The organism is Chitinophaga arvensicola (assembly GCF_900110835.1).
Classification (GTDB): domain Bacteria; phylum Bacteroidota; class Bacteroidia; order Chitinophagales; family Chitinophagaceae; genus Chitinophaga; species Chitinophaga arvensicola.
On record NZ_FOJG01000001.1, the window covers coordinates 2,952,390 to 2,965,534 of the forward strand.

The 13,145-nt window shown below is 46.2% G+C and carries 10 protein-coding genes and 1 tRNA gene; 7 read left to right on the forward strand and 4 right to left on the reverse strand.

All coding sequences use genetic code 11. The annotated features are described in order from the left end of the window. Window positions 1-7: 7 nt before the first annotated feature. The 3 genes from BMW79_RS12250 (at window position 8) to BMW79_RS12260 (ending at window position 5,414) form a co-directional block, all read left to right on the forward strand. The gene (locus tag BMW79_RS12250; RefSeq protein ID WP_089895071.1) at window positions 8-2,278 is read left to right on the forward strand and encodes a hypothetical protein; all 2,271 of its coding nucleotides are present in this window, start codon (window positions 8-10) and stop codon (window positions 2,276-2,278) included. A 30-nt stretch (window positions 2,279-2,308) separates the two neighbouring features. Beyond that, window positions 2,309-3,895, forward strand: coding sequence for a transglutaminase domain-containing protein (locus BMW79_RS12255; protein ID WP_089895073.1), 1,587 nt, complete (start codon window positions 2,309-2,311; stop codon window positions 3,893-3,895). Between the two features lie 145 nt (window positions 3,896-4,040). Next, the gene (locus tag BMW79_RS12260; RefSeq protein ID WP_089895075.1) at window positions 4,041-5,414 is read left to right on the forward strand and encodes an aspartate kinase; all 1,374 of its coding nucleotides are present in this window, start codon (window positions 4,041-4,043) and stop codon (window positions 5,412-5,414) included. Between the two features lie 71 nt (window positions 5,415-5,485). Here BMW79_RS12260 and BMW79_RS12265 read toward each other — a convergent pair whose 3' ends face one another. From BMW79_RS12265 to BMW79_RS12285, 4 genes are all read right to left on the reverse strand, one after another. Next, window positions 5,486-6,478, reverse strand: a complete 993-nt coding sequence (locus tag BMW79_RS12265) for a hypothetical protein (RefSeq protein WP_089895076.1) — start codon at window positions 6,476-6,478, stop codon at window positions 5,486-5,488. Between the two features lie 151 nt (window positions 6,479-6,629). Next, window positions 6,630-6,713, reverse strand: a tRNA-Leu gene (locus BMW79_RS12270). A gap of 108 nt (window positions 6,714-6,821) precedes the next feature. Next, window positions 6,822-7,271, reverse strand: a complete 450-nt coding sequence (locus tag BMW79_RS12275; protein ID WP_089895079.1) for a KTSC domain-containing protein — start codon at window positions 7,269-7,271, stop codon at window positions 6,822-6,824. Between the two features lie 264 nt (window positions 7,272-7,535). Further along, entirely contained in the window at window positions 7,536-9,371 is a 1,836-nt protein-coding gene (locus BMW79_RS12285; protein ID WP_245752472.1) for an AAA domain-containing protein, read from the reverse strand. Between the two features lie 211 nt (window positions 9,372-9,582). On the opposite strand from BMW79_RS12285, the gene BMW79_RS12290 reads away from it, so the two are divergent. The 4 genes from BMW79_RS12290 to BMW79_RS12305 all read left to right on the forward strand — a co-directional run bounded on the left by BMW79_RS12290 (window position 9,583) and on the right by BMW79_RS12305 (window position 12,687). Continuing rightward, the gene (locus BMW79_RS12290) at window positions 9,583-9,996 is read left to right on the forward strand and encodes a DoxX family protein (protein ID WP_089895083.1); all 414 of its coding nucleotides are present in this window, start codon (window positions 9,583-9,585) and stop codon (window positions 9,994-9,996) included. 130 nt (window positions 9,997-10,126) lie between these two features. Beyond that, window positions 10,127-10,564: a hypothetical protein gene (locus BMW79_RS12295; protein ID WP_089895085.1), complete on the forward strand. Its 438-nt coding sequence runs from the start codon at window positions 10,127-10,129 to the stop codon at window positions 10,562-10,564. A 31-nt stretch (window positions 10,565-10,595) separates the two neighbouring features. Further along, window positions 10,596-11,192: a penicillin-binding protein activator LpoB gene (locus BMW79_RS12300; protein ID WP_089895087.1), complete on the forward strand. Its 597-nt coding sequence runs from the start codon at window positions 10,596-10,598 to the stop codon at window positions 11,190-11,192. An 82-nt stretch (window positions 11,193-11,274) separates the two neighbouring features. Beyond that, the gene (locus BMW79_RS12305) at window positions 11,275-12,687 is read left to right on the forward strand and encodes a COG3014 family protein (RefSeq protein ID WP_089895089.1); all 1,413 of its coding nucleotides are present in this window, start codon (window positions 11,275-11,277) and stop codon (window positions 12,685-12,687) included. The last annotated feature ends 458 nt before the right edge of the window (window positions 12,688-13,145 follow it).

Here is a 13,145-nt window from a genome sequence, read left to right on the forward strand (position 1 = left end):
GCTACATATGAAGACGGCAGGTATCATTATTCTTTTATTGTTGTTGACTACCGGTGGGGTGGCCCAGTCCGGAAATACTACGCTCGATCAGTTGGCGGAGCAGTTGCATACTGCTGCGAAAGAAGGAAGTAACGCCGTTTATCTTAAAACCGATAAAGCCATTTATGGCAGCGGAGAAGATCTCTGGTTCAGTGCTTTTGTACTGGATGCGCAATACTTTACTTTATCACAGGCGGATAAAACCTTGTACATACAACTACAACAAAAGGATAATGATAGTATCGTCTGGAGCGAAATGTATCCCATCAGCAGTGGCGTATGTGCAGGGCAGGTTTATTTATCGGAAACATTACCCGCCGGGGAGTACCTGCTGAAAGGATATACGGCGCACTCTTTCCTCAGCCACCAGCAAATGTTTTATGCAGCTGCTCCCGTTCGTATCGTCAGGGAGTTTGCTGCTATCAGTCGCCGGGCTTCTCCACCCACTCTGCCATCGCCGGGGAAGGAGCCGGTGCAGTTCAGTCTTTTCCCCGAAGGTGGCCGCCTGGTAGCAGGATTGCAGAACAGGGTCGCTTTTAAAGCGGTTAATAATCATGGAGACCCGGTAGCCGTGAACGGTACGTTGTTAAAAAATGACAAGGTAGTATGCCGCTTCAACAGCAGGCATGCCGGGATGGGCAGCTTTCTGTTTACTCCGGAGAAGCAGGCGGCATATCGTATCCGGTTGGAAGAACATCCCGATAGTTTGTATCATGTGCCAGAAGTGCAGGAGAATGGTGTAGTCATGCAATTGTTGAAAAACGATCAGGACAGCCTGGTCTTCAAAATTCTTTCCAACCGGCCAGGCAACGAAAAGGTTTATCTGCGCCTGCAGCTGAGAGGCACGACACAGGCCGTTGCCGGTGGCATTGTGACCGATAGCCTTATTGTGAAAATAACCCTGGGGGAAGTGGGACAAGGTGTAGCGGAAGCCACGCTCTTTGATGAGCAACTACGTCCGCTGGCAGAGCGACTGGTGTTTCTGCATCCGGAAAAACAATTACAGATCAGTTTGCAGGAAGTAAGGCAACAATATCTTCCCAGGGAAAAAGTGACGGTGAAAGTCCGGACAACCGACGGCAGTGGGAAACCTGTTCCCGCTGTGCTGAGCCTGAGTGTATACGATCAGTTGTTTTCAAATCCCCGTAATGTGCGGGATATCGTTAACTATTACCTGTTGTCAACGCAGTTGCGGGGAAAGATTCATGATCCTTCCTACTATTTTGATAACAGGCATCAGGACCGGCTGGAGGCATTGGATCTGCTGTTACTGGCCCAGGGCTGGCGCCAGTACACGTGGAACGAAGCGGTGTTGAAGGAAAATAGCCTGCAGCGGCGCGTGCTTACAGATAGTTTACCGCTGCAGGTGATGGCCCGGGGAAAGGCCGGAAAAGAGAAACTGCCGGCGTCACTGCTGTTTTTCAATTATAATAAAACGATCCTGCTTCCCACTGCACCTGCCAATGATGGCTTGTTTTACCTGAGCCCGGAAAGCCTGACGATCGGCCCCCGGTTTTTTATCCAGTATCTTTCGGAGAAAGAATATAATGTGGGGGTGTTTAATCCTTTTACAGCCATTGCCCGTGCAGAACAGGAACAAAGGCCGGTATATGTTGCGGAAGAACAGGTGATAATACCGGAGAAAACAACGGCAGATACCAGCTTCCTGCAATATGGAAAACGCCTGCGGGAAATAACGGTGAGTGGAAAAGGGAGAAGTTTCGGAGATAAATACCTCGGGATGCTCGACAGTCTTGCCAGGTACGAGGGGAATACAGACTTTGTAGGAGCCTGCGGTATCCTGAACTGCCCGGCCTGCGGCAGCGGCGCCAAACCGGTAGAAGGCGTAGTTTATTCAGAGCTTACGCCTGCAAAGAGAGCGCAGGTATCGTCTCATCCGTTTCCAATCAGTGGCACCGATGTGAACCGGGTCACCTATAAATATCCCACTTACACAGAAGAAGAATTGCTGAAGAAATTCCGTTTAACCGTTGCTAAAGGATACTATCAGAGCCGGCAATTTTATGAACCGGGTTTTGACAAAGAAGATCCGGTGACAGATATCCGTAATGTGCTTTTATGGAAACCCATTATCATTACTGATCAGAACGGAGAGGCTACCATCACTTTCCGTTGTTCGGATATACGCGGCAGATTTCAGGGAAAGATAGAAGGGGTAGATGAAACCGGCTCCCTGGGCGCCGGTCGGTTCAACTTTAGTGTCAATAGCCCGGAGTAACCCTCTTTCATTGTTTCAATCATTTATTACATGAAGCAATTGTTTTTATGCATACTTCTGATGGTATGGGTGTGTGCCTGTACTACCGGGAAAAAAGAGCAGCATGCAAAGCTGGCGGCGTCGTTGGCTTATGCCGGTAGCAATGCGGCGGCGTTGAAAGACGTGATTGCGCATTATTCACGTTCCCCGGGCGACTCGTTAAAATTGCAGGCAGCGCTTTTTTTAATTGAGAATATGCCCGGTAAGGGCAGTACGAAGTATACCGCCGTTACCAATCGTGGGGCGTTTAATACGGATTTGTTTAAGGGCGCTGCTATTGGTATTGATAGTTTGAACAAGTATAAAAAGAAGATGGAAGATTCGCTTCAATGTGGGCTTATCCGCTACGTAGATCCCACCTTTCTTGCGGATGCCAGGGTGATGAGTGCAAAATGGCTGATAGAGAATATCGATTATGCGTTTAAGGCCTGGGAGCTGCCGTGGGCAAGGTCGCTGACATTTGACGAATTCAAGGAACTGATTCTGCCCTACCGTGTACAGATTGAACCGCTGCAGCATTGGCGGAAACAGTTTTTTGAAAACAGCGGCTGGATATTGCAAAGGGCAGGAGATACAATTGACCGGATTAAAATTGCCACTATAATTAACGATAGTTTAAGCAGATACTATCATTATATCCATGATGCGATTACCTATTTTCCGGGTAGTTTTACTGTGGACCAGATGAAAATGACGCATGGTGGCCGTTGCGAAGATTTGAATATGTTAGTGGGCTATTGGCTGAGAGCAGTGGGTATTCCTACAGCATCGGAATTTACTTCTTATTGGGCAAACAGTAATTATGGCGGACATTCCTGGTTAAGCGTACTGGATACCACGGGCAAATTTGTGCCGCTGAATGCCGTTTATGATCCGCCTGTGAGAAATGCGCTGCCCTTTAAAGGGGCCCGCCTGGCAAAGGCTTACCGTAACACCTACCATATTGAAGATGGTGCTGATATAAGTAAAACGGGCAGTTTCAGTAATTACATCGATGTATCAGACGCTTATCTCAAGGTGATCAATTATACATTTACATCTCGTCCGCCTTCTTCTCAGCAGATCTACCTCGGTGTTTTAAACGGGGAGTTTTGGAAACCACTGGAAATGAAATCGGTTAAAACAGGAGATTCCATTACTTTTTATAGCATCAATACGGGTGTAATATATGCACCGCTTATTGTGCTGGATGCCGGCGCGGCGAAAACACAAACGGTAGGCCCGCCTTTCTTTGTTTCTGCAAAAGGACAGATACAATATCTCAAAGAGAACAAACAAACGACCACAAATGTGTCTTTTGATATTGCGCAACTCAGCGGTAGTTTATACCAGCGGAAGTGCCAGGTGGTTTATTGGGATCATTCAGCACAGCGCTGGCTACCTGCGGGTACTCCCGGTATCCTGAGGGATGATCCTTCAAAACTACAAAAAGAGCGGATCACGAAAATGTTCACTTTCGCAGGTGTGCCGGAACATGCGATTTACAGATTGATCAATGCAGAGAAAGTACAGGATGATAAATCCTGGGGAAGACCGTTTATTTATGATGAGGAGTTGAAGGAGTTTGTGGATTATTAATGCATTTTGGGAGACTTGTAAGTGTATAACTTCAACCCGCTGTCCCCCGGTATGTTAATAACTGGCAGAGGAATGGAGCAGGCGGTGACAATCTGCCTATTCCTTCCCCCTTTTATTACATTCAGAAATTTTATAGCTTCGCAGTATGTTAACTGTTGAAAAAATTGGCGGCACGTCCATGAGTGCACTAAAAGATGTCATCGATAACATCATTTATTATGGCCTTTCCGGTGATAGGTTATACAATCGTGTCTTTATTGTTTCGGCTTTTTCCGGCGTCACCAACCTGTTGCTGGAAAATAAGAAAACAAAAGCCCCTGGCGCCTATCATCAGTTTGCAACAGGAAATGATTACCACAAAGCCCTGGAATCTGTCAGACTTCACCTTAAACAGCTGAACACCTATTATGCGTCGCTTGGCCTGGACGTGGCACAAGCCGACGAAGTGACGGATGGTATTATTAATAAGGTGCTTACTTATCTTGATAGCGCCAACACCATGCTGGCCTCCGGATACCTCAATGAGGGCATTTTGCAGGCTGTCCGGGAGATCCTGGCTTCCGTGGGCGAAAGCCACTCGGCCTTTGTACTGGCAAACATCCTGCAGAAGAAGGGGCTGAACGTTGCCCTGGCAGATCTGAGCGGTTTGGGTGACGGGCGTTCACTGACGATTGATGAACGTATCAGGGAGGAGTTTGCCGCCATCGACCTTAAAAGTTGCCTGTGCATTGCAACAGGCTATGTAAAGGGAACCGAGGGTATTATGAGAGAATTTGACCGTGGTTATTCTGAGGTAACTTTCAGCAGAATCGCTGAACTGCTTCAACCTGAAGAAGCCATTATCCATAAAGAATATCATCTGTCAACCGCCGATCCGGCACTGGTAGGCATAGAAAACGTAAAACCCGTTGGTTATACCAACTACGATATAGCTGATCAGCTGGCTGATGTAGGAATGGAAGCGATTCATCCTAAAGCTGCAAAACCGCTGGAGATAGCCCGTATCAATCTTCGTATCAAAAACACTTTTGAGCCGGAACATCCGGGTACATTGATCACGAAAAATTATGTTTCCGATCAGAAGAGAGTGGAGGTGATTACCGGTTCAGATCAACAGTTGCTCATCGATATTTATGACCCGTTGATGGTTGGCGCCGTGGGAAGTGATCTCGATATTATGCAGATATTTTCCCGTTATGGTATCAGCTATACATTTAAAACGACCAGTGCCAACAGTATCAGTATCGTTATCTGGGAAAATGATTTGAATCAGCAGTTGTTGAAAGACCTGAAAGGAAAATATGAACACGTGACTGTGGAACCTATTGCCATGGTTTGCCTGCTTGGCTCTAATATGGATCAGCCGGGATTATTAGCCAATGCCACTGCCGCACTGGCCAAAGCTGATATCAATATTTTAAGTGTTGGCGTAGCTTTAAGAAGAGTCAATTTCCAGTTCGTTATCACCCGGGAACATTTCAAGGCAGCTATTGTTGCATTGAACAAGGCGGTAGGGTAACCAATAGCAAATTTTATACGTGCCGGATAAAAAAGGACAAACCTGCGTTTGTCCTTTTTCGTGTGTGGTAATTATATCTTTAGTGAAAGACTCCTGCCGTTGAATGTTAGTTCCCGCAAGTATTTGTATACTCCATTTTCCTGCCGGAAAACATATTGCTCCCAGAAGTGGTCATCATCCAGGGTACAGGAAGAATGAAGGTAGCTGGAGCGATCCCAGTACGTGACTGTTTTTAACTGGTCAGTAACAGATTCTCCGTAATTGAAGCTGGTAAGGCCCGGAGGAAAGTATTCCCACTCGTAAATGTTTCCGTTTTCCTGTATATAAAGAAGATACCTGTTGGTAGAGTCGTTTTCTGCCAGGCCCTTTGCCCCGGTTACAAGCAATACAAAACGTTTATGTACGGGGAAGATGCTGGAAAAGTGCTCGGTTCCATACATGCCAACCATACTATTGTACTTATCGGGATAATGGATCCGCAATTTTTCCGCTAATGGTTGCAATAGAGCAATTTCTAAATAATGCCTGAATGCCCAGTTTATCTTTTCTTTTTTACCTTGTTTAACGATGGCTGCCAGGTAGGGGGCTGCGGCAAATTCCTGCATATCAACACTGCGGTATGATGATGAAGATTCCTGGTATGGATAATAAATGCTGCTATTAAAAGGATCACTTGGGAAAACACTGTTTTTTGCCAGCGCTTCATCTGTAGTTTCAAAGAATGTCAGCGATGATATAAGGCACCATTCGCCTTCATAATAAGCTCCCTGGAAACTGACACTATAAGCCTTGCAGGAGGCAGGCTGCAAACCGGTTCCAGGCGCTGCCAGCTGCCATCCTCCGGTTCCGGGATTTTCCGGTGGTATGCCCTTGATCATGTAGCTACCATCAAACTTTGACTTTAAAAAGTCAAGGTCATCAGCAGCCGGAAAATCCGTTACATAAGTAGCCGCAAAGAATTTATCCTTTTCCGGATTAAGTAAGCCGTTACAATAGCCTTTTAATAGCGTATCTGTAACGCGGGGATATAACAGCTTCCAGACTTCGTCATGGGGAATGTTCATGGCGTCAGTTTTTTGGGCGAAGAATTAATGGTAAGATAAGGTATTTAGCTTTCGTTTTTTGCAGAACAAGCTATTGTAGAATGGCCTTATTGAATGTGTGTGGGGATCTCAAAATAAAAAAGGACAAACCTAAGTTTGTCCTTTTTTCTAGTGCCCAGAACTGGATTCGAACCAGCACACCCTTGCAGGCGCTGCGACCTGAACACAGTGCGTCTACCAATTTCGCCATCTGGGCAACTGATATCGTGTCAGGGGTTGCAAAGCTAAGCAGACAAAGTATTTAAACAAAATATTTTTCACATAAAATGGAAAATATTTTTCGAAACCCTTTGTCATGCTGCATTTAAGCCTCAACCGCCTTGCTCACCTTGCGGTATACAAACTCATGATAGATATGCCGGCGGCAGAATCTGCCCGGTGTATCGGAGTTTATCAGCTTCGTATATAATGCTTTTGGAACATCGAGGTATTCGTAGCTGCTGCCATCCTCGAATTGAAGTTGTAAAGTCGTCTTCTGATAGGAAAAATCTACCAGGGTAGAAGCCGAAATAGTAGCAGTGTATGCTGGTAACGCTGCAGCAATGGTTTCAGGAGCAATGCTCACTAAAAAGTGATACGCCTCAATCAACTCTTTACTTTTTGCTTCCGCTTCCAGTTTTTGCTCTTCTGGTAAACCCTCGAATTTATCAGGGTGCCACTCCTTCATTAAATTCCTGTAGATACTTTTTAATTCTTTTACTTCAGTAGTTTTGGTAACACCTAGTAACTTCCTGTAATCAACTATTTTACTCATAATGTATTTATTCAAAAATAAACAGGCTGATCATTATGAGCAGGCTACCATTTATCTTCCCCGAAAAACCTGCAAAGGTACGTTAATTAAAGCTCGCGGCAAGGATTTATTTTATCTTTACTGGCAGAGGATTCCGGGGTGTTTTCTCATGAAAAGCAGGTTAGTGGCGGGCTGCAGAAAAAAAAGTGCTCCAGCCCGCCACTGTATTAAAGATGCCTTGTATTTGATTTATAAAGATATGTTCAGGAAGTGAGAAACGGATGGCTACATATCCATAAACTCCCAGGCGCTCTGGTAAGCGTTTTTATTTTCCGCATAACTGATAAAGCCGGCATAAAAATCCAGGTGCGATAACGTGCCGCTGTCGCCAATAACCACCAGCTTTTTACGTGCCCGGGTCATAGCTACGTTCATACGGCGGATGTCTGACAGAAATCCGATTTTGTTTTCAGTGTTGCTGCGCGTCATACTAATGTATACAATATCGCGCTCCTGTCCCTGGAAACTATCGATCGTATTCACGGATATTTTAGCTGCATACGGCTGTAACGCCGGTGAATGCTGCAGCTGTTCTTTCAGTAATTGTATTTGTTGTTTATAGGGAGATATAACTGCCACCGTGGGAAATTCTTCCGGCCGGTAATGTTCGCCCAGCGCGGTAACCAGCTGTGTCAGGTGTTTGAATAAAAAAGCCGCTTCTTCCGGGTTGGTGGTGCTGGTGCCATCTGCTTTTTCATCAAAGCCGCAACCGGCAGTGTCTACAAAGGCCAGCGGGTTATCGGTGGAAAAGAGCAGGTGACCGGCTACAGAAGGATGCGCCTTTAGTTTGTCTTCATAAAAAATTCCGGAAGAATAACCCATGATGGTTTCGTGCATCCGGTATTGTTCTTCCAGCAGCGTCACGCTTTCCGGATGCAGGCCGGTACATTTTTCCAGCAAGGTGGTGCTGAGACCCTTCCTGGCGGCTTCGTCCGACTTAATAGTGGGCGACAACTGGCAGTGGTCGCCGGCCAGTACTACCTTTTGCGCTTTGAGGATGGGAATCCAGCAGGCGGGTTCCAGTGCCTGTCCGGCTTCATCTATTACCACGGTATGATACTTTACATTTCTCACCGTATAGTGATTGGCGCCTACGAGGGTAGCGGTGATCACCTGTGCTTTGGAGATCAGGTCGTCGATGATGTATTGCTCGGTATTGCCTACTTCCTTCATGATCTTGCGGGCTTCATCGAACAGGGCTTTGCGCTGTTCCCTTTCTGCTTTGCCGAAGTTACGCTTGTATTTATGGGCCATATCGCGGAATTCATTGGCCTGTTTTTTCAGCCGCTTGATTTCTTTGATGCTGTTATGGTCTGATATTTTACTATCCAGCGTAAGGGACATGAGCCGCTCAGATACACGGGCAGGATTACCTACCCGGAGTACATTCAGTCCTTCGTCTGAGAGCTTTTCGCTGAGCAGATCCACTGCCGTATTGCTGGGCGCCACCACCAGGATCTGTTGCTGGTCCTGTTTGATCAGCGCTTTGATGGCCTGCACCAGGGTGGTGGTTTTGCCGGTACCGGGAGGGCCATGCACAATGGCCAGGTCGTTGGCGGATAATATTTTATTAACGGCTGATTGCTGGGAAGCATTCAGCGCGGGATTTACATAAGGGGTAATGTCCGGATGAAACACCGGTTTCTTTTCGCCGGTGAGGATCTTAATCAATCTTCCTTCCGGTTCTTTATCCTGTAATGCATCGGCCTGTTTCAGGGCGTTCTGCATTTCATCATAGCTGTTATCATCAAAAAGGAGGTCTATACCCAGTTTACCATCGCTGGCCCACTCCGGCAATTCATCTGTACGTAGCGTGATTTTCAGACGGTTGCCGCCCTGGTAGGAGATGGTACCTTCAAGATGGTCCTGCTTGGGATCATGGTTCGAAAACAACACCGCAGAAGCGCCAAATCGCAGTTGATGGGGAAGGTCCTGGTGGGTGGTCCGTTCTACTTCCACCGTGAGATAGTCGCCCCGACTCATTTCAGAACCCCGGATGGCAATGGGATACCAGGTAAGGCCATTCGCCCGGCGGTCGGCCACAGACGAGCTTTCTGTCATTTTTTTATATGATGTCCGGTCTTCCTCCCGCTCGATTTTGAGTAAATCAAGCTGCTTTTTGAAATAATCCATGGCGCAAAGGTAAGATGTTCCTGAAATGTCGCAATCAGCCATGAAGAATGTCGTATTCCCCCAGCAGGAATAATCGGGAATGCCGGTAAGTTTGTATTGTTAATCAAAACAAAAAAATAACCACAAAAACTACACAAATATGGAAGCGCAAACACTTTATCTGAATAAGAAAGCACCTTCAAAAGCAGCGAATGTAACGGGCTGGGTAATCACTGCCATTTGTCTTCTTTTCCTGTTGTTTGATGCCATCATGAAAATTATTAAGAATGTATATGCTGTTCAAGGCAGTATAAAACTGGGATGGCCGGAAGAACAGATCACCGGACTGGGTGTTGTATTACTGATAGCCACCATTATTTATGCAATACCCCGCACCGCTGTACTGGGAGCGGTATTGATCAGCTGCTACCTGGGTGGTGCAGTGGCTATTATGAGCCGGATACATGAGCCTTATTACTTCCCGATAGTATTCTGTGTACTGATCTGGGCCGCCTTATTTTTCCGGATGCCCGCACTGCGCGCTCTTTTCCCGGTACAGAGCCAGCAACAGTAAACATTTTGCTATCAAAAGTCCTTGTACTGCCCCGCAGTACAAGGACTTTTTTATTTCTTTTAAAAAAAAATGCCCGGGTCATAGGGGAGCGGTAAATCAGGTGCGTCATACATACAGGAGGAATATTTTTATGCAATTTCCAGATGTTATCAATCACCGTTTCCGGCAGGTCATATTGACCACCTGCCTGGTACTGGGCGGCATCATAGCCGGGCAGGCACAGGATGCCTTGCAGGCCGATCAGAACGTTCATTATAAAGTAAGCAGGGATAAATACCTGGCGAACAGCAGTTACCTTACCCGTGATCAGGGTACTACCGTGCAGCAGACCTATAAAGCGTACCAGTATTTTGAAGCAAAGGCAGAGGCCCGGCAACAGCGCCGTCAGTGGCGACAGGACCGTCGTATGGCCCGCAATACGTGGTATGACGAGAGTTTCGGATATGCACCTTCTTCATATAGTTACAATTATCCCGTTTATAATAATACTTATGTCACCCCTTTTCGTTGGAATGATGTAGCAGGTATCACCGCGCTGGCTTTAGGTGCCTATATGCTTTTCCGTTAGTCCGTTAATTATCCATAAAATTTATTGCGTCATGTTTAAAATGAATGCCCTGGCATTTGCAGGGATCTTATGTGCCGGTATTTTGTTACAGGGATGTGCCCCCCGTAAGGTTACCCGCGTTAATGCCAATGAACAGATCGATCTCAGCGGCCGTTGGAATAATACCGATTCCCGTCTTACCGCAGAAGAAATGATTACCCGGGTATTGGGTGAAAACTGGCTCCCCGATTACCAGCAGCAGCATTCCGGCAAAAAGCCGGTGGTGATTGTGGGCATGGTGGCTAACAAAAGTCATGAACATATCGACGCCGAAACTTTTGTAAAAGATATGGAACGTTCTTTTGTATCTACCCAAAAAATACGACTGGTACAAGGTGGCGCCAAGAGAGAAGAACTGCGGGGCGAAAGGGCTGATCAGCAGCAGAATGCTTCTGTATCCACCATGAAGAAATGGGGACTGGAAGTAGGCGCCGATTATATCCTGCAAGGAAGCATTAACTCCATTGTTGATTCCCATAAGAAGCAAATGGTCGTGTATTACCAGGTGAACCTTGAACTAACAGATCTGCAAAGTAATGAGGTAGTATGGATAGGAGATAAGAAGATTGCGAAATACGTAAAGAACTAACAGACTCATCACCTACACTGGCTGTAACCCTACGTTTGGCTGACTTTAGTCAGCCGGCGTACGGGTAAAATTCTCATTTCAGATGAATAAGAAATTACTGCAACGGCCATACGCATGGCTATTGCTGGGTGGCTTGCTATGCCTGTTTTCGTGCCGTACCTATAACGATGCCATTGGTAGCTACTATGGGGCTATTGCCCAGGGACGCTTCGATGATGCAGCTATGCAGCTGGACAAAAATAAATTCCTGAAATACCGTCGTAATCAATTGCTGTTTTGCCTTGAGAAAGGGAAAACAGCCTTCCTGCAGGGGCAGTATGCTGAAAGCAACCTTTACTTCAACCAGGCCGATTCACTGTTGGAAAGCGGTGGCCGGAACAAAGCCATGGATCAGGCGCTGGGGCTGCTCACCAATCCGGCTATGCAACAGTACCGGGGAGAAGATTTTGAAAAATTGCTGATCCATTATTATAAATCGCTCAACTATATGCAGCTGCATATGATGGAAGATGCAGAAGTAGAAGCCCGTCGCATTTCCCTGAGCGGATATGAATTGAACGATCGGAAAAATAACCGCGAAAACCGCTATAGCAATGATGCTTTTGCCATGATCATCCAGGGCATGGTATACGAAAGCGCCGGGGATATCAACAATGCTTTTATTGCTTACCGCAATGCCGCGGATCTTTTTCTGCGGCAGGAGGATCACACCTATTATGGTATCCCGCTTCCGCAACAGTTGCAGGAGGATGTGCTCCGCACTGCTGCCGGGCTGGGATTTGAAACAGAACGGGCCTATTATGCACGTGCTTTTGGTAACACCCGCATGCCTGTGGAAAAACAGGAAGGCGGCGAAGTAATGGTGTTCTGGGAAAATGGATTGGCGCCGGTGAAAGCAGAAGCTAATTTCTTTTTTACGCTGACCGAAAGAGGACCGGGTAATTTTGGTTTTACAGATGGAGACAACAGCCTGTTTATTCCTTTTGATTTCAACCTGCTGCCCCGTGATTCCTGTTATAAACTAAGGCGGCATTTTGAAGCATTCCGGGTAGCTTTTCCGAAGTATGTAGAACAACCGCTATACTATACGGGCGCCAGTATCCAGCGCGATAGTACCTTGCAGGTACAGATGGAAAAGGTGGAAGACATCAACAGGTTAGCTTTTAGTACCCTACAGGAGCGGTTTATGAAAGAACTGGGATTAGCGCTTACGCGGATGGCGATCAAAAAACTGGCGGAGCAACAGATTAAGAAAGAGAATGAATCGCTGGGGGAAGCATTCAACCTGCTCAGTATACTGGCAGAGAAAGCAGATACCCGCAACTGGCAAAGTCTTCCACATACTATTTACTACTCGCGTATTCCGTTGAAGAAAGGGCAAAATAAACTGGTGTTGACGCTGAAAGGCGCCAGTACTACACAGCAGGTAGAGTTTGAAGTGTATGGCAACGGGGGGCTGCAGACGATTCATTATTCTTCGCTGCAAAAGTCATAACGAAGGAGAAATCTCCCGGAGAAAAAACAGAACGCAAATACAATGCGTACAGCGGGATCATCTTTGTATAAGAAATACAAACAGCAACAAAGAAAACAGACCGCGATTTAGGAAACCATTGTTTGACCGATAATATACCTGAAAAGATTGCCCTGATGAACAGAAGTGCATCCTGACAATATTAACCGATGAAAACAAAATATACCCGGGAAAGATTGACCTGATGAACAGAAGTACATCCTGACAAAATTAACCGATTAAAATAAATCTATCCTGGAAAGATTGCCCTGTTTTAAATCTACATCTTTATGGCTTTTTAATTAATACCCTGCATAATCACTGGTCCCCTGCGCCTTTCCATACAAGGCTCCCATCAGCTATCGGGAAATTCACCTGGCCTTTTATCACTCCGGTATCTGAAGAATAACCATTGTTTATATGTAATCCTTTATCCTCCG